We start from the raw sequence: 17,084 nt of genomic DNA, 5'->3' as shown, positions 1-17,084 counted from the left end.
ACCACGCGCCGTCGCCGCCGACCCGCCGCTTTCGGGGGAGTGGTTGCGGGGAGTGCACGTGCCTCAGAATCAGCGGATGCGCTCCTGGACCGACACCTTCATCCCGCCCCTGCCGGCGCGGGCCTACTGGGTGGTCCGCGCGCTCGGTCCGCTCTGGGCGCTGATGTGGATGGGCGGCGGAGCCGGGGTGCTCATCACCGCGATCCTGCTCGCCGCCGCGCGCGAGAATCCGAAGGATCCGCCGCCCTTCGCGCCCGGCAACGAGATCGTCATCCCTCCAGCCCTCGCCTTGATCGGGCTGGTGATGCAGGTGCTGCTGCTGCGGGAGAACCCCGACGTGCACACCGACACCGGTCTCGGCATCCAGCGCCGGCAGATCGTCTCGCAGCTCGGCGGGAGCATGCGCGCGCAGACCCTGCTCGCGGCACCGCTCATGGGGATTCTCGTCGCGTTCGCGGCGTTCGCCTTCCTCACTCCCTTCGTCGACGAGCTCTCCGGCTCGAAGAACTGGACTTTCGCCCAATGGCTTCTGGGCGTGGCGATGTGCACGGTCATCGGAGCTCCCGGTGCTCTGCTGCTCGTCGTGACGCTGCGCGCGCCATGGTTCGGCGCCGAACTCACCCGTGACACCCTCATCCTCCGCGGGGGACTGCGCACCCGGCGGATCGCGCGCGACGACGTCGAGTCGGTGCAGAGCCACCCCGCGAACGGGCTGCTGCTCATGTTCCTGAAGCTGAGCGACCGCCCGGTTCTCGAGGTGAGAGTGCGTGGTCGCAGGCGGCCGATTCGCCTCTCCGCGACGGCGCAGAGCGGCAACATCGTGCCGCGCTCGGTGCGCACCATCAAGGAATGGCTGACGGGGCAGCCGCGTCTCGTCCCGTCGGAGCTGCCTCGGCATCGCGCCGCGGACGACAAACCGACGTTCCACTGAGCGGGCCGGTCAGCCGCCGCTCGCGCGCAGGTGCTCGTCGAGGGTGCGGAAGACGGTGTCGTCGCCGCCCTCCCAGGCCGGGCGCGGATCCGGCTGGCCGGGCACGGGTTCGTAGAGCCACCACAGGTTGCCCCACGGGTCGAGCAGGCGCGCGAGCGTGAGCGATCCGTAGAACGGAGTCGGCGGCGTCACGACCGTCGCGCCGTGCGGCTCGGCACGCGTGATGACCTCCGAGGCGTCGTCGATCCAGAGCTGCAGCAGCCCCGGGCGTGGCGGCCAGCCGGGTTGTCGGTCGGCGAGCAGCAGCAGTGCGTCGCCGAGTCGCAGCTCGGCGTGGATGAGCAGCCCGCCCGGCGTCGCGGTGCGAGCCTGCTCGACCTCGTGCGCGCCGAAGACGGCGGTGGCGAAGCCGATGAACCCGTGTGCGTCGTCGAGTAGCACGAAGGGGTTGAGGGAGGTGCCTCGTCCGGTGATCCGGTCGCCGGAGAGCGTGATCTCGGCCATGCGCCCAGGCTCGCGCGCACCACCGACACCGCGGGCGGCACCTCGCGATCCGAGGAGATTCGTCGCTCTCGTAGTCCGACGCGGCGACCTCTCGACATGCAGATAGTCGAGCGCTCGGATCTCTCGATGAGGGGGTAGTCCGACCGGTCGATCACTCCGACGCGGATCTTGCTGTAGTGGCAAGAATGCTTGCTGATCGGATGCGGTCGGCGCACGGTGGTCGGGTGAATCCTCCCGAGAGCCCGATCGCCGCCAGCCCTGACCGCATCCCGACCGCCGCCCCGGCGCCGCTCGCGCGCGACGTCGCCCCGCTGGCCGACGCCGACGCCGCCGAGCGCTGGGATGCCGTCGTGATCGGCGGCGGGGCCGCCGGACTCAACGCGGCGCTCATGCTCGTGCGCTCGCGCCGACGGGTGCTCGTCGTCGACGCCGGAGCCCCGCGCAACCGCTTCGCCGACGGCGTGCACGGGCTGATCGGACGCGAGGGCGTGAACCCGCTCGACCTCGTCGCCCAGGGTCGAACCGAGATCGAGAGCTACGGCGGGGTCGTTCGCGCGGGAGGGGTGACGGCGGTCAGCGGCAGTGACGGCGACTTCGTGGTCGAGGCTCACGCCGTCGACGACGCGGGTTCCGCCGACGCGGGCGCGGCGTCATCCACCGCTCCGATCCGTCTCGCGGCCCGGCAGATCGTCGTCGCGACCGGTGTGAGCGACGCGCTGCCCGACATCCCCGGCATCGCCGAGCAGTGGGGCCGCGGCGTCGTGCACTGCCCGTACTGCCACGGCTGGGAGGTGCGCGACCAGCGCATCGCCGTGCTCGCCGAGGTGCCCGCGGCGGCCGTGCACCAGGCGCAGCTGTTCCGGCAGCTGAGCGCCGACGTGGTGGTACTGCAGCACAGCTCGGCGCCCTTCGACGAGGTGGATGCGCGGGGTCTCGCCGCGCGCGGCATCCGCGTCGTGCCGGGCGAGGTCGTCGAGCTCGTGAGCGATGGCGGTGCGGATGCGGCGAGCCCGGATGCCCGAGTCATCGGAGCGCGTCTCGCCGACGGGGCGCTCGTGTCGTTCGACGCACTCGTGGTGGCGTCGGTGCCGGTCGCGCACCTCGACTTCCTCGCGCCGCTCGGTCTGCGCGCCGAGACGCACCCGATGGGCCGCGGCGAGCAGCTGCCGGCGACGCCCTTCGGCGTGACGGCGGTTCCGGGTGTCTGGGTCGCCGGCAACGCGACCGACATCATGGCGCAGGTCGGCGCGGCTGCCTCCGCCGGCGCGATGGTCGGGGCGCAGGTCAACGCGGCGCTCGTGGCGACCGAGGTGCGCGAGGCGGTCGAGCGGGCGGAGGTCTGACGCGCTCAGGCCTCGGGCGTCGCCGCCTCGGCGTCGTCCGGCCCGCCGGAGCCGTCCGCGTCGCTCGACGGAGCCGGCACCGGCACCGCGGCCGCGACCGGAGGCACCCCGTGCACGCGGCGGCCCTCCGCGTCGAACAGCCCCAGGAACTCGACCGTCTCGCCGTCGGCGCTGCCCAGCCAGTGGGGGGTGCGGCAGTCGAACTCGGCCGCCTCGCCCGAGCCGAGCACGAACTCCTCGTCGTCGAGCACGAGCCGCAGGTGACCCTGCAGCACGTAGAGCCACTCCCATCCGTGATGCTCGCGGTGCTTCTCGACCTCGCGGGCGGTGGCACCGGGCAGCACGAACTTGACCGCCTGCACGCCGTTCGCGCCGCGGCCGAGCGGCAGGATCGTGCGGCCGCCGTGTCGCACGGGGCGGATGTGGATGCGCGGATCGCCGGTCGGCGGCGCCCCCACCAGATCGTCGAGCGGCACCCCGTACTCCCGCGCGAGCGGCAGCAGCAGCTCGAGCGCGGGGCGTCGCGATCCGGATTCCAGCCGCGAGAGCGTGCTGGTCGAGATGGAGGTCGCCGCGGAGACGTCGGCGAGCGTGAGGTTGCGGTTGACGCGGAGTCGGCGCAGGCGCTCGCCCACTCCCGCGAGGGTGCGTTCGATGGGCTCGTCCGCCATAGCCCCACCCTGCCACCGTGCACCGCATCCCGTCACGGTTCCCGGCGAGCCGTGACCTGGCGTGACTCGCTCGTGGACGACAGCGCCGGGCCCGAGCCCCCGCCCGACGCGTAGCGTGGAGGGATGGTCGACGAAGCCCAGCCCCGTGACCCGACTCCCGCCGATCTCACGAACATGACCGACCGGCAGACCCTGCCGGATCGCGAGTACATCGCCGAGCAGACGGCCGCGGTGAGCGAGCCCGCGCCGCCCGCGATCGTCGCCCACAGCGACTTCGATCCCGACGACGTCGACTGGCTCGTGCCGGCGCAGCCCGAGCACGTGATCATCGCCGAGCCCGATCCGGCGTGGCCGGAGCGGTTCCGCGGACTGGAGGCGCGCATCCGCGACGCCCTCGGCGAGGCCGCGCTCGCGATCGAGCACGTCGGCTCGACCTCGGTGCCGGGGATGCCGGCGAAGCCGATCATCGACATCGATCTGACGGTCGCCGACAGCCGCGACGAGGGCGCCTACGCCGCCGCGCTGGAGGATGCCGGGTTCGTGTTCGTGCTGCGCGAGCGCAACTGGCACGAGCACCGGCTGTTCACTAACGCGGAGCCACGGGCGAACATCCACGTCTGGGGATCCGATCAGGCCGAGGCGGTGCGGCATCGGATGCTGCGCGACTGGCTCACCGAGCACGCCGACGACCGCGAGCTGTACGCGACGGCGAAGCGCGCGGCCGCCGCGCCGACGGCGGACGATCCCGAACTCGTGCAGGCGTACAACCAGCGCAAGGAGCCGGTGATCCGCGAGATCCTCGACCGGATGTTCCGGGCGCACGGGCTGCTCTGAGCCGAGCCGGGGCCGTCAACCACGCGCGTCGGCTCGCCGCGCACGGAACCGGCGCCCGTGGTTGGCTGAGTGCATGACCGATCCCGCCGCATCCGCAGATCCCGCCGAGCTGCTCGCCCTGGCGCGCGACATCGCGCTCGAGGCCGGCGCGCTCGCCGCACTCCGCCGGGCCGAGGGCGTCGAGGTCGCCGCCGCGAAGTCGAGCCCGGTCGACATCGTCACGGCCGCCGACCGCGAGGTCGAGCAGCTCATCCGCACCCGCATCGGAGCGGCGCGACCCGACGATGCGATCCTCGGCGAAGAAGGCGGCACCGCCGCCGGGCGCTCGGGACTCACCTGGGTCGTCGACCCGATCGACGGCACCGTCAACTTCCTCTACGGCATCCCGCACTACGCCGTCAGCATCGCCGTCGTCAGCTCGCCCGACGGCGGTCCGGCCGACGCGCAGACCTGGACGGCCCTCGCCGGCGTCGTCTACTCGCCGGGCGAGGGCGAGCTGTTCACGGCGCAGCGCGGCGGGGGAGCGCACCTCGAGGTGCGCCCGCGCGAGGGGGTGGATGCGCCGCTCGCGCCGGGGGCATCCGGTCTGATGCGCGAGCTGGCGGTGCGGCCGGCGGCGCCGCTCGGGCAGGTGCTGCTCGCGACGGGCTTCAGCTACGACGCCGAGCTGCGGGCGCACCAGGCGTCGGCGCTCACGGCGCTCATGCCGCACCTGCGCGACCTGCGCCGCATGGGGGCGGCCGCGCTCGATCTCGTGGCGCTCGCCGCGGGGCGTGTGGATGCGTATGTCGAGCGGCAGACGAACGCCTGGGACTTCGCGGCCGGCGTGCTCATCGCCCGCGAGGCGGGGGCCGCCGTCGTCGGGCATGACGGCGCCGAGCCGGACACCCGGCTGGTGCTCGGCGGGCATCCCGACCTGGTCGCGCAGCTCGCGCCGCTGGTCGCCGACGTCGGGTACTGAGCCGCCGGCCGATCCGCCTCGGCCCGGCGAGCGCTCGCGGGAGCGCGGTGCGGATGCGCGTGGAACCCGAGCGAGGGGTGGCGGCATCCGCCTCGCGCTTCTACACTTTCGGGGTACATCGCGCATCCGAACCCGAGTCCGGGCGCGCGTCATCGGCTCGGCTGAGCCGCTCATGACCTGGAGTTCCACGATGACCGCTGACCCCGTGGTCATCCTGTCGAGCCCGGGCATCACGCTCGCCACAGCCGCGTCGACCCTCAGCGAGGGCGTCTGATATGCGCCCCGCCGCCTCCGACAGCTCTGCTCCGACCCGCCGTGATCTGCGGGCCCGTCAGCAGACCGCCGAGGCGGCCCGCCGCGCCGAGCGCAGCCGCGCCGAGCGCACCCGCCCTGCCCGTCCGGGTGCGACGCGCGGCACCGCCGTCGCGGCGCGCGTCCCCCTGACCCAGCGCCCCCGTCAGCGCGGCGGACTCGGCGTCGTGCATCGCGGTCTCGGCCGCCAGGTGCTGTCGGTCGCCGTGCTCGTCGCCGTCTTCGCCCTCGTCGTCTCGGTCTCGGTTCCGGCATCCGTGTTCGGCACCCCCAGCGCGAACGCCGCCACGACCGGCGCGCCCCTCGTCGGCAGCGCCGCCGACACCCAGAGCTTCCAGGTCTCGGCCGCGGCCGCCGCCGATGACACCAGCCGCGACGCCTACGGCGCCACCAGCCAGGCCGAGTTCGCCGCCGCGGCCGCCGCCATCCAGCGCGCCGCCGCCGCGAAGGCCGCGAAGGCGACCACCGCGCAGTACGCGAACACCTGGAACCCCGGCATCGGTCCGGTGCGCTGGCCCTACGAGGTCATGCCCAAACTCGGCCCCGGCTTCGGCGCCCCCGCGACCTGCTCGACCTGCATGTCGGTGCACCAGGGCCAGGACTACCTCGCCCACGAGGGCACGCCGATGTACAGCATCGCCACCGGCGTCGTCACGAAGAAGCAGCAGGACAGCTACGGCTGGGGCAACCACCTCGTCATCACGTCGACCGTGAACGGGCAGACGGTGTCGTTCCTCTACGCGCACACGCAGACCGGCTCGATCGCCGTCAACGTCGGCGACACCGTGCAGGTGGGCCAGTTCATCGCGCTCACCGGCTCGACCGGGTCGGTCACTGCCCCGCACCTGCACCTCGAGCTGCAGCTCAACGGCACCAAGGTCAACCCGCACACCTGGCTGCAGGCGAACGTCACGGGCTGACGCCCGCATCCCTTGAGTTGGATGCGGCTGCCCCTCCACCGGCCCTGCGCGCGGGCGCTGAACTCGCGGTGGGATACTTGTCGAGATGAAGTTCTCCGACCTTGCTCGGAGCCTCGTCGCCGTCAACCCATCGCCGCGTCGCTGGCCAGTCGCCATCCAGGCGGGGTTGTCGATGCTCATCCCGGTCACCGTGTTCGCGCTCGCCGGGCAGCTGTCGCTGGGTGCGGCCGCGAGTCTCGGGGCGTTCACCGCGATCTACGCCGGCTCGCTGCCCCGACGCCACCGGATGCGCACGATCGCGTTCGTGGCGCTGGGTCTGGTCGCGTCGGCGACGCTGGGTGTGCTGCTGTCGTTCGACGACGTGCTGTCGGTGATCGGCGTGGTCGTGGTGACGATCGCGGCGGCGTACCTGTGCTCGGCGACGCGGCTGGGCCCGCCCGGTCCGCTGTTCTTCACCCTGGTCTACGGGGTGGCCGCGCAGTCGGCGCGTCCGGTGGCCCTGGGCGGCGGCGGTCGCGACGGCCTGCTGGTGATCGGGCTGGTGGCGCTGGGATGCGCGATCTCGTGGGTCATCGCGGCGATCGTCATGCGGGTGCCGCGGGTGAAGTGGCAGACGGGTCCGATCCCGGTGGTGCGGCTGCCGCGGCTGCGGGCTCGGGCGGATCGCGTGGAGGTGCTGCGTCAGGTGCTGGCGGGCACGATCGCGACGCTCGTGACGATCCCCTTCGACCTGTCGCACGCCTACTGGTCGGCGGGGTCGGCGCTCGCGGTGCTGGCGATCGCCCGGGGCAGCAGTGTGACCCTGTCGCGGGCTGTGCACCGCGTGCTGGGCACCCTCGTGGGTGGCGCGCTGTTCGTCGGCATTGCAGCGCTGCACCTCGACACGATCGGGGTGCCGCCGGGCCTGCTCCTGGCGCTGCTGCTGGGCGTGCTGCAGGGCTGCGTCGAACTCGTCGTGGTGCGCCACTACGCGCTCGCGCTCGTGATGATCACGCCGCTGGTGCTGCTGATCGCGCACGCGGCGCATCCCTCCGACCCGGTGCCGATCGCGCTGCAGCGTCTCGCCGAGACGGTCGTGGGCGCGGCGGTGGCGGTGCTCGTCGGACTCGCGACGCGGCCGCTCGCGAACCGCGCCGCCGCCGCGGACGCATCCCCTCGCTGACCCACCTCCCGCCGTATCGAGCGCGCATCGCGGGGAGCGCTGACACAGAAAGGGACGGCGCCCGCACACGTGGTGCGGACGCCGTCCGGGGCCCTCAGCTCAGCTCACCCGAAGAAACCGGTTGAGGGCGGGAGGAGTGCTGGTGGTGTCAGCCCTCCTCGGTCATGCCGGCGACGTCGTCACCGCGACGGCGGCGGCGCAGCAGCCATCCGCCGGCGACGATGGCCAGCACGCCCGCGCCGATCGCGCCGAGCGCGAGCGCTCCGACCGGCTGGGCTCCGTCGACACCGGTCGCTGCGAGGCCGCGGTATGCGCCCGGCAGGATCGGGGCCTGGCCGTCGGCCTGCGGCACCGTGGCGGCCACAGTCAGCGGCGTCGTGGCGCTGAGCCCCGACTCGAGACCGAGCACCTCGATGGTGTGCTGTCCGACCGGCGTGTCAGCGGGGATGCTGACCGTCGCGCCATCGAGCACGCCATCGGCGTTGGCCTGGAACTCGCCCAGCACGACCGGGTCGGAGTGCAGGATGACCCGCACCCGCTCGCTCTTGCCGAAGCCGCTGATCGAGATCTGGAACGAGCCACCCGCGCGGATGATCTGCACCGAGATGCTGACCGAGCACGTTCCGCCCTCGGGCGGGGTCGTGGTCTTCGCGGTGACCTTCAAGCTGCCGCTCACGGCGACCTTCGACACCGAGCCGAGAGCAGACACCGGGTAGGTGGTGCCCACGGCGGCGTCAGCCGGAATCGTGAGGGTCGCGGTGATCTCGCCCTTGTCGTTCGCCTTCACCGTGACGCCGGCGTCGGAGCTCGAGAGCGTGACCTTCACATCCTCGCCGGCGGCGAAGCCGCTGCCGGTGACGGTGACCGTGTCGCCCGCGTGTGCTTCGGAGGGCACCTGGATGCTCGGCGTGTAGTGCACCGGGTCGGTGACCTCGACCGTGGTGGTCGTGGTCGCGCTGCGGATGCCGTCATCCACCGTGACCGTGACCGTGTACTTCCCGGCCGCGGCGTAGGTGTGGGTTCCGGCGATCGACGCTCCGCCCTCCGCGGCGGTGACGGCGCCGGCGGTGACGCCGGTTCCGTCGCCCCAGTTCACGGTGGCGGTGCTCGACGCACCGGCGTGGCCGCCGGTCGCCGTGGCGAGAGTCGCCGTGAACTCGGTGCCGCTCGTCTGGCCCGCGACGGTCGACCCGATCGCCGCGAGCGGCGCCGTCTCAGCCGTGCGCGTGCCGTTCGAGGCGATCGCGAAGATGTGCAGGCGTCCGTCGGGCTTCGCCGAGCCGGGCTCCTTGGGCAGGGTCACCGAGGCGACCGTCTTGCCGACGGGGATGGTGAACGGCGCCGTCGCGTAGATCGCCGCCACAGCCGTGTCGGTGTTGGAGGCGCCCTGAGTGCGGCCCTCCGACTTCGCCACGATCGTGTTGCCGAACTGCGGGGTCGCCGCGGCCGCGGTCCAGTCGCCCAGGGCGATGGTCAGCGGGTCGGACGATCCGTCGGTGTAGTTCACCTTGCCGTCGGTGCGCGACAGGTTCTTCTCCGTCGCGGTGCCGATGAACGACAGGCTCGTCGCTCCGGTGCCCGCGTCGAACGCGATCGTCTGACCGCGGCCGGTGGCGTTGTCGGGCTGACCGGCCGGGATCGCCGGCAGGTCGAAGGTGAGGTCGCTGTTGGGGACCTTCACCGTGGTGCCCTGCACGAAGCCGTTCGCGGCGAGCTTCGAGCGGACGAAGCCCGCACCGAGCGTGTCGCAGTTCGCGGCCGTTCCCGCCTTGCCGTCCACGGGCGTGTCGCCGATGCAGACGCTGTCGAGCGCTCCCGTGAAGGAGGCGTCGCGCGTGATGGTGATCGTGGCCGTCGTGGTGGCCTGGTTCATCTCCTCACCGACGGTGACCTGCGCCGTGTAGACGCCGGCCTTGTCGAAGGTGTGGGGCGAGGTGATCTGCCATCCGCCGAGCGGCGCCTTGGTGAGCGTCGCCTTCTGCGCTGCCTTGCCGTCCTTGAAGTCGACGGTCGCGGTGTACGCCGCGGCGTCGGCCGACTTGCCACCCGAGAGGGTCGCGAGCGGGGCGGTGATGGTGGCGCCGACGGTGCCGGTGATGCCGGGTGCGGCGTCGAGGCGGAACTCGCCCGAGGCGGCGGCCGGGTCGGCGAGCAGCTCGATCTCGGCGAGAGTGGCGGGCTTGCCGTCGCTCGTGGCCGTGATGTGCAGGCGGTAGTGGTCGTAGGCGGCCGGGGCCGACTTCGATCCGGGATCTCCGGCCGAGGGGATCACGAAGGGACGCGTCTGCGTCGCCCAGGCGAACTTCTCGTTCGAGCGCTCATCCAGCTTCAGCCAGGTCTGTCCGTCGCTGGAGCCCTCGAGGGTCCAGGCGGTCGGGGTCGACCCGGTGGCGCCGTTCGTCAGCGTGTACGAGGTCAGCTGCACGGGGCCGCTGGCCGAGGTCCACTCGATCGACGGCGTGGCGGAGTTGAAGGTCGCCGACGAACGGGAGTTGTCGTCGGTGAGGTTCTTCGCATCCGTCTCGTCGGAGACCTTGGTGGTGCCGAAGCCGGTCTTCGTGGCGTCGACGTGCGGAACGCGCGCGCTCTGGTCGGAGGTGCGCTTGCCCCAGTCGCTGGGCGAGGCGCCCATGTCGAAGTTCAGCGTGCCGCCCTGGTTGAGCGTGGTCGTCGGGATGACGGCCGAGTTCAGCGCGCTGCCGTTGAAGGTCGCCGACTGGATGTAGAGGTTCTTCTCGCTGTTCTTCGGGGCGTTGATCACCAGGCTCTTGTTGTTCGCCAGGTGCACCGTCGCCTTGGTGAAGATCGGCGATCCGATCACGTACTCGCCCGAGCCGACGGCCTCCGGATAGAAGCCGAGCGCCGAGAAGATGTACCAGGCGCTGGTCTCGCCGTTGTCCTCATCGCCCGGGTAGCCCTGGCCGATGTCGCTGCCGACGAAGAGACGCTGGGTGATCTCGCGCACGACCTTCTGCGACTTGGCCGGGTCGCCGGCCGCGGCGTAGAGGTACGGGATGTGGTGCGAGACCTGGTTGCTCATGCCCAGCTGGCCCATGCGCACGTCGCGCGCCTCGAGCATCTCGTGGATGACCCCGCCGTAGCCGCCGGGGGTGTCCGCCTTCTCCGGGGTGGAGAAGAACTGGTCGAGCTTCGCGTCGAGGCCGGCGGTGCCGCCGTAGAGCGCGGCGAGGCCGTCGATGTCGAACGGGGCGTGGAACGCGAAGTTCCAGCCGTCGCTCTCGGTGAACGCGTCACCCCACGACTTCGGGTCGAACTTGTCGCTCGGGATGTGCCAGCTTCCGTCGGCGTTCTTGGCCTGGAAGAAGTCGGCGTCCTTGTCGAACAGGTTGACGTAGCTCCACGAGCGGGCGAGGAAGTACTCCGACTCCTCCTTCAGCGTCTGACGACGCGACTCCGGCGTGGCCGGGTCGTCGGCGAGCTTCGCCGCCATCCGCCCGATGCCGTAGTCGTTCGTACCGCCCTCGAGACCCCACGAGACGCTCTCGCCGGTGGATGCCGAGGTGTAGCCGAGGAAGGTGGAGGTGTCGAGACCCTTGCGCCCGACGGCGCTCGAGGTCGGCAGCACGGTCGCGTTCTTCAGCGCGGCGTCGTAGGCCTCGAGCGCGGTCTTCGTGTCGAGCGCGCCGTTGAGGTACGCGTCGGCGAAGGCCACATCCGAGCTGGTGCCGGTCATGAGGTCGGCGTAGCCGGGCGACGACCAGCGCGCGACCCAGCCGGAGTCGCGGTACTGCTGCACGAATCCGTCGACGAGCTCCTGCTCCATCTGCGGGTAGAGCAGCGAGTAGGCGGGCCACACGGTGCGGTAGGTGTCCCAGAAGCCGTTGTTGACGTAGACCTTGCCGTCCTTGATCTGGGCGTTGGTCGTCGTCGCCGTGGCCTCGCCCTGCTTGGGTGCGACCGGGCTGGCGTACTGGTACTTCGGCGCCGCGGCCGTTCCCGTGTTCTCGAACTGCGAGTTCGGGTACAGGTTCAGGCGGTAGAGGTTCGAGTACAGGTTCTGGTTCTGCACGTCGGTGGCGCCCTCGACGGTGATGACACCGAGACGGGCGTTCCACTGGGCCTCAGCGGCCTTCTGCACCTGGTCGAAGCTCTTGCCGGTCACCTCGAGGTCGAGGTTCTTCTGGGCCTGGGCCTGCGAGATGAACGACGTCGCGATGCGCAGCGTCACGACCTTGGTGCTGGTCGTGTCGAACGCGGCGTAGCGGGCGGAGGTGCTGCGGTCGCCGCTCGCGGTGCCGACGCCCGTGGGCGCGGCGTCGAACTGGCCGGAGATGAACATCCGGCTGCGTCCGGCGCTGAGGCCGCTGCCGCCGTCGACCCATCCGGTGACCTTGCCGGCGGCATCCACGTTCAGACCCGAGAGCGAGTTCGACGCGACCTTGTCGAGCAGCACGCTGCCCGTGTTGCCGGTGAACGAGAAGCGGTAGACGCCACCGTGGTCGGTCGGGGTGACCTCGGCGATCATGCCGTTCGTGAACTTCACGCTGTAGAGGTCGGGGCGGGCGATCTCGGTGCCGTGGCTGAACTCGAGCTGACGCGCGGTCAGGGTCGAGCTCGGCGTGGCCGAGGTGCCGGGCATGACGGCGAGCTGGTTGCGGTCGCCCATCCAGGGGCTCGGCTCGTGCGAGATGCCGATGCCCTGCAGACGCGGCAGGTTGTTCGCGGTGTTGTCGCTCGCGTAGTTGTAGAGCCACGAGTCGGTGTTCGCGTTCGTCATCGGCGTGAAGAAGTTGAAGCCGTTCGGAACCGCGGTGGCGGGGATGTTGTTGCCGCGCGAGAAGCCGCCGCTCGAGAGCGTGCCGCGGCGGGTGTCGACCCAGTTCACGAGGCTCGAGCCGTCGACGGCGACCTTCGGGGCGAGGGTGATGTCGTCGACCCAGCCCGAGAAGCCGTGGCCGCTCTGGCCGTTCGGGTCGTCGTAGGCGAAGAGGATCTTGTCGATCACCTTGCCCTGCAGGCCCTTCAGGTCGATCTTGACCGAGTTCCACTGGCTGGCGTAGAGCGCCTTGCTGGTGCCCTGCTCGCGCGCGGAGGCGCCGAAGCCGTTGCCGTCGAGCAGGCCCTTCTTCGACAGGCGCGAGCCGTCGGAGAAGACCAGGTCGATCGCGGCGTAGGTGGCCGAGTAGGTGAGCGCGTCGTCCAGCACGGGCAGGATCTTGTAGCTCAGCTGCGTGTCGGATCCGACCGTGAGGTTCAGCTTGTCGAACAGCACGTTCTGCGCCGTCGTCTCGCCGTTCGCGACCGGGCTGCCGCCGTAGCGCAGCGCCTTGAGTCCGCTGAAGCCGGCGTTGGGCTTGATGTTGTAGGCCGAGACCGGGCCGTTGCCGACGGTGGTGACCATCGGCGTAGGCGGCGGGGTCTGCTGGGTCGAGTCGAGGATGTCCCAGTCGGAGAGCTGGATCAGCCCGCCGCTGCCGTTGGCCGTGATGTTGAGGCGGTACCAGCTGTAGCTGACCGGGGTGCTGAGCTTGTAGCTGTTCTTCACCAGGCGGCCCGACCAGGTCTGGTTCGCGCGGGTGTCGACGTCGGTCCAGGTGCTGCCGTCGTTCGATCCCTGAACGGTGAAGTTCTTGGGGTCGCGCTCGGGGGCGTCGCCGCCGCTGGTGATCGTGTACGAGTCGATCTGCTGCGCGCTCGAGAGCTGGTAGCGCAGCCAGCCGGTGCTCTGGAACGCGAGCCACTTGGTGCTGCTCGAGCCGTCAGCGGCGTTCGCGGCGACCTCGCCAGGGGGGTTCTCGGCCGAGGCGTCGGCCTTGGTGACCGTGGCGAGCTTGCTGCCCTTGCCGAAGGTCGATCCCGAGATGTTCGTCTGGTCGCCCCACGGGGTGCTGGCCTGCGGCTGCGGGTCGGCCTGCTCGAACGAGGAGAGGAACAGCGGCGTTCCGGCGGCGGCGACGGCCGGGGTCGGGGCGACGAGCGCGAGACCGGATGCGGCGGTCGCGACGGCGGCGACGAGCGCGATCGCGGCGACCGGGCTGAGGCGCGGGGTCAGGGTGACGGCGTCGGCGTGGCCGGCGGTGTCGGCGACGCTCGCCGCGGCGGAGGCGCCGAGGCCTCCGGGCGGTGTGGCGCCGCGTGAGCGGTGGACGGTGCGGGCACGCCGTGGCGTGAGCGCAGAGAAGATCGACGGCATTGTCTGGCTCCGGGTGTTTCGGGGGGTGGAGTGCGCCGTCTGGTGATGACAGCGCTGTCACAGGTGAGTCTGTGGGGAACCTGACAACGCTGTCAAGCCGTTGCCGCGTGTTCTGCCGTTAACGCATCCGTCGCCGGTGGTTCAGGGGTCGGCGTGGCGGCTCAGCACTCCACGACGTTGACGGCGAGACCGCCTTCGCTCGTCTCCTTGTACTTCGTCGACATGTCGGCGCCCGTCTGCCGCATCGTCTCGACCACCGTGTCGAGCGAGACGTGGTGCGTGCCGTCGCCGCGCAGCGCCAGTCGCGCCGCCGTCACTGCGGTGGATGCGGCGATCGCGTTGCGCTCGATGCAGGGGATCTGCACGAGGCCGCCGACCGGGTCGCAGGTGAGGCCCAGGTGGTGCTCCATCGCGATCTCGGCCGCGTTCTCGACCTGCGCGGGCGTGCCGCCGAGCACGGCCGTGAGCCCGCCGGCCGCCATGGCGCTCGCCGACCCGACCTCCGCCTGGCATCCGCCCTCGGCTCCCGAGATCGAGGCGTTCGCGCGGAACAGCGAGCCGAGCGCCGTCGCCGTCAGCAGGAACTCGCGCAGGCCCGCCCGCGCCTCCTCGTCGGTGTCGCGCGTGCAGAGGAAGTCGAGCCAGTAGCGGGCGACCGCGGGCAGGATGCCGGCCGCGCCGTTCGTCGGCGCCGTCACGACGCGACCGCCCGCGGCGTTCTGCTCGTTGACCGCGAGGGCGTAGATGCCGAGCCAGTCGCCGGGCAGCGCCGTCGTCGGCTCGGCCTCGAGCTGGCCGCGGATCGCGGCCGCGCGTCGGCGCACCTTCAGCTCGCCGGGCAGCAGGCCGTCGTGGTGCAAGCCCGCGTCGATGCACTCGGTCATGGCCGTCCAGATGGCGTCGAGCCCCGCATCCAGCTCGGCCTCGCTGCGGCCGGGATGCGTCTCGAGCTCGGAGCGGCGTGCCAGCTCGGCGATCGTGGCGCCCTCGGCGGCGCACAGGGCGAGCAGCTGATCGGCGGTGCGGAAGGCGGTGGGAGCGGATGCGGCCGCGGCGGCGGTGCTCGCCTCGCTGCCGCCGTCCGCTCCGTCCTCTTCGCCATCGCGGCGGATGAACCCGCCGCCCACCGAGAAGTAGGTCTCGCGCGCGAGCTCCCCGCCGTCGGCATCGAGGGCGACGAAGGTCAGCGCGTTGGGGTGCCCGGGCAGCCGGGTGAACGGCGAGAAGGTCACGTCGGCGCGGGCGAAGGCGATCGGCCGGCTGCCGCCGAGCAGCAGCTCGTCGCCGTCGTGCCATCCGCTCCAGGCGGCGCGCACGGCATCCGGGTCGACGGTCTCGGGCTCGGCCCCGGTGAGTCCGGCGACGATCGCGTCGGGCGTGCCGTGGCCGATGCCGGTCGCGCCGAGCGAGCCGAACAGCTCGACCGTGACGCGGGCGGCGCCGTCGAGCGTGCCGGCGGTGCGCATCCGCTCGATGAGGTCGCGGGCGGCGCGCATCGGGCCGACCGTGTGCGAGCTCGACGGGCCGATGCCGATCGAGAACAGCTCGAGGGCCGAGACGTAGGCGCTCGCGTGCGTGCCAGCCGAGCCGGACGAGCCGGACGAGCCCGACGAGCCGGACGCGCCCGACGCGCGGGCCGTGCCGCTGTCCGTCGCTGCCGAGAACGGAGCCGGGATCCGGCGCAGGCTCGGCGTCGGCAGGGGAGTGCTGGTCGCGGGAGCAGATGCGGGAGCGGATGCGCTGCTGCGGTGCATGACGGTGCCTCGTCGCCGGACGCCGCAGGGTTGCGCGACACTGTGACGCGGCGACCACTCCGGCGGGGCGGCCGCGACGGCGGCGGCGCTGGTGGCGTCGTCGCACGGGCAGATTACCCGCCCGGGCGGTGCGCGGATCGTGTCAGCGGGTCGATCCGGATGCGCGGATCGGCCCGCCGCGCACGATCGGAGCGCCGGTCGACGCGCCGGGCACTCAGCGAGTCCGGTGACAGCGTTGTCACCGCGGTGGCAGACTTGGCGCCGCCCGGTGTCGAGAGTGACTCATCCTCGGATGCGTCGACGCGGCCCGGTGGCGGCGCGAGCATCGCGTCGAATGGATCGAGAGAAGGACCACCGTGGGTATTCCCGCCTCGGGCGCGACGACGCTCGCCGACGTGGCCGCACGGGCGGGCGTGAGCCTGAAGACGGCGTCGCGCGCCGTCAACGGCGAGCAGCATGTGCGCGAGGAGACCCGCGCGAAGGTGCTCGCCGCGGCGAGCGATCTCGGCTTCCAGCTCAACTCCTCGGCCAGCCTGCTGGCGCGCGGAATCGCCTCCAGCTTCGTCGGCGTCGTCACCGGCGACCTCGCCAACCCCTTCTACGCCGTGCTCGCGCAGGGCGCGGCGAGCGAGCTGCGCGCGCACCAGCTCAGCGTCACCCTCGGCAGCTCCGACGAGTCGGCCGCGCAGGAGGAGGTGCTCGTCGACGAGCTCGCCCGCCGCTCGGTGCGCGCCGTCATCGCGGCCTCGGCGATGACCTCGCATGCGCCCTACGCGGCACTGCAGCGGCGCGGGGTGCCGGTCGTCTTCGTCGACCGTGCGCCGACCGACCTCGACGCCGACTCGATCGTGCTCGACAACGTCGGCGGCGCCCGCGCGGCCGCCGAGCACCTGCTCGCCGGCGGTCACCGCCGCATCGCCTTTCTCGGCGACTTCGAGCGCCTGCCCACCTACCGCGAGCGTCTCGACGGCTTCACGGCGACGATGGATGCGGCGACCGGGTCCGCGGCGACGGCCCCCTCGGTCGCGTCCGACTGGCGCGAGCTCGTGCGCGAGGGCGCCCACGACCCGGAGGTCGCCGCGCGTGTGACCGGCGAGCTGCTCGACGCCGCGCATCCGCCGACCGCGATCTTCGCCAGCAACAACCGCGCGACGCTCGGCGTGCTGCGCGAGCTGGCCCGCCGCGGCGACACGACGACGGCGCTCGTCGGCTTCGATGACTTCGACCTGGCCGAGGTGCTCGGCGTGACGGTCGTCGCGCACGACGCCCGCGCGATGGGCGCCCAGGCGGCGCGGCTCGTGGTCGAGCGGCTCGCCGATCCGCGCCGCGACACCGAGCTGGTGCGCCTGCCGACCCGGCTCGTGACGCGCGGCTCGGGCGAGCGCCCGCCGCGCGCCTGATCGCGCCGTCCCGCGCACCGCATCCCACGTCCTGCGTTCAGCGCACCTGGCGCCCCGCATCTCGCGCCCCCGCGTCAGCGACGGTGCTCGCTGCCCCGGATACGCGAGTTGCCCGCTTCCGCGGTGTCGTGGGGGACA

General features: G+C 72.1%; 11 protein-coding genes. 7 read left to right on the top strand and 4 right to left on the bottom strand.

The window, feature by feature from the left end:
- Positions 1-76: 76 nt before the first annotated feature.
- The gene (locus BJ979_RS00840) at positions 77-931 is read left to right on the top strand and encodes a hypothetical protein (RefSeq protein WP_179564283.1); all 855 of its coding nucleotides are present in this window, start codon (positions 77-79) and stop codon (positions 929-931) included.
- A gap of 9 nt (positions 932-940) precedes the next feature.
- On the opposite strand, the gene BJ979_RS00835 is transcribed toward BJ979_RS00840, so the two are convergent.
- Positions 941-1,435 carry a VOC family protein gene (locus BJ979_RS00835; RefSeq protein ID WP_179564281.1) on the bottom strand — a complete coding sequence of 165 codons (495 nt, stop codon included), beginning with the start codon at positions 1,433-1,435 and terminating at the stop codon, positions 941-943.
- Positions 1,436-1,659: 224 nt separating this feature from the next.
- Here BJ979_RS00835 and BJ979_RS00830 point away from each other — a divergent pair, with 224 nt between their 5' ends.
- On the top strand, positions 1,660-2,778 hold the full coding sequence (locus tag BJ979_RS00830) for an NAD(P)/FAD-dependent oxidoreductase (protein ID WP_343046534.1): 1,119 nt from the start codon (positions 1,660-1,662) through the stop codon (positions 2,776-2,778).
- Positions 2,779-2,783: 5 nt separating this feature from the next.
- Here the strand turns inward: BJ979_RS00830 and BJ979_RS00825 are convergent, their stop codons facing one another.
- Positions 2,784-3,449, bottom strand: a complete 666-nt coding sequence (locus BJ979_RS00825; RefSeq protein ID WP_179564279.1) for an XRE family transcriptional regulator — start codon at positions 3,447-3,449, stop codon at positions 2,784-2,786.
- A 123-nt stretch (positions 3,450-3,572) separates the two neighbouring features.
- On the opposite strand from BJ979_RS00825, the gene BJ979_RS00820 reads away from it, so the two are divergent.
- The 4 genes from BJ979_RS00820 to BJ979_RS00805 all read left to right on the top strand — a co-directional run bounded on the left by BJ979_RS00820 (position 3,573) and on the right by BJ979_RS00805 (position 7,638).
- Positions 3,573-4,283, top strand: a complete 711-nt coding sequence (locus tag BJ979_RS00820) for a GrpB family protein (protein ID WP_218853403.1) — start codon at positions 3,573-3,575, stop codon at positions 4,281-4,283.
- A gap of 73 nt (positions 4,284-4,356) precedes the next feature.
- Positions 4,357-5,244 carry an inositol monophosphatase family protein gene (locus tag BJ979_RS00815; RefSeq protein ID WP_179564277.1) on the top strand — a complete coding sequence of 296 codons (888 nt, stop codon included), beginning with the start codon at positions 4,357-4,359 and terminating at the stop codon, positions 5,242-5,244.
- Between the two features lie 275 nt (positions 5,245-5,519).
- Positions 5,520-6,476 (top strand): M23 family metallopeptidase, encoded by a 957-nt coding sequence (locus BJ979_RS00810; RefSeq protein ID WP_179564275.1) that lies wholly within the window; start codon positions 5,520-5,522, stop codon positions 6,474-6,476.
- Between the two features lie 85 nt (positions 6,477-6,561).
- A complete protein-coding gene (locus BJ979_RS00805) occupies positions 6,562-7,638 on the top strand; it encodes an FUSC family protein (RefSeq protein WP_179564273.1) in 1,077 nt (358 codons plus the stop codon).
- 148 nt (positions 7,639-7,786) lie between these two features.
- Here the strand turns inward: BJ979_RS00805 and BJ979_RS00800 are convergent, their stop codons facing one another.
- A complete protein-coding gene (locus BJ979_RS00800) occupies positions 7,787-13,792 on the bottom strand; it encodes a GH92 family glycosyl hydrolase (RefSeq protein WP_179564271.1) in 6,006 nt (2,001 codons plus the stop codon).
- A 161-nt stretch (positions 13,793-13,953) separates the two neighbouring features.
- On the bottom strand, positions 13,954-15,546 hold the full coding sequence (locus BJ979_RS00795) for an L-serine ammonia-lyase (RefSeq protein WP_179564269.1): 1,593 nt from the start codon (positions 15,544-15,546) through the stop codon (positions 13,954-13,956).
- Positions 15,547-15,902: 356 nt separating this feature from the next.
- Here BJ979_RS00795 and BJ979_RS00790 point away from each other — a divergent pair, with 356 nt between their 5' ends.
- The gene (locus BJ979_RS00790; protein ID WP_179564267.1) at positions 15,903-16,946 is read left to right on the top strand and encodes a LacI family DNA-binding transcriptional regulator; all 1,044 of its coding nucleotides are present in this window, start codon (positions 15,903-15,905) and stop codon (positions 16,944-16,946) included.
- Positions 16,947-17,084: the final 138 nt, after the last annotated feature.

This window comes from Schumannella luteola, from assembly GCF_013408685.1.
GTDB classification, from domain to species: Bacteria; Actinomycetota; Actinomycetes; order Actinomycetales; family Microbacteriaceae; genus Schumannella; species Schumannella luteola.
This window is presented reverse-complemented; position numbering and strand designations above follow the sequence as displayed.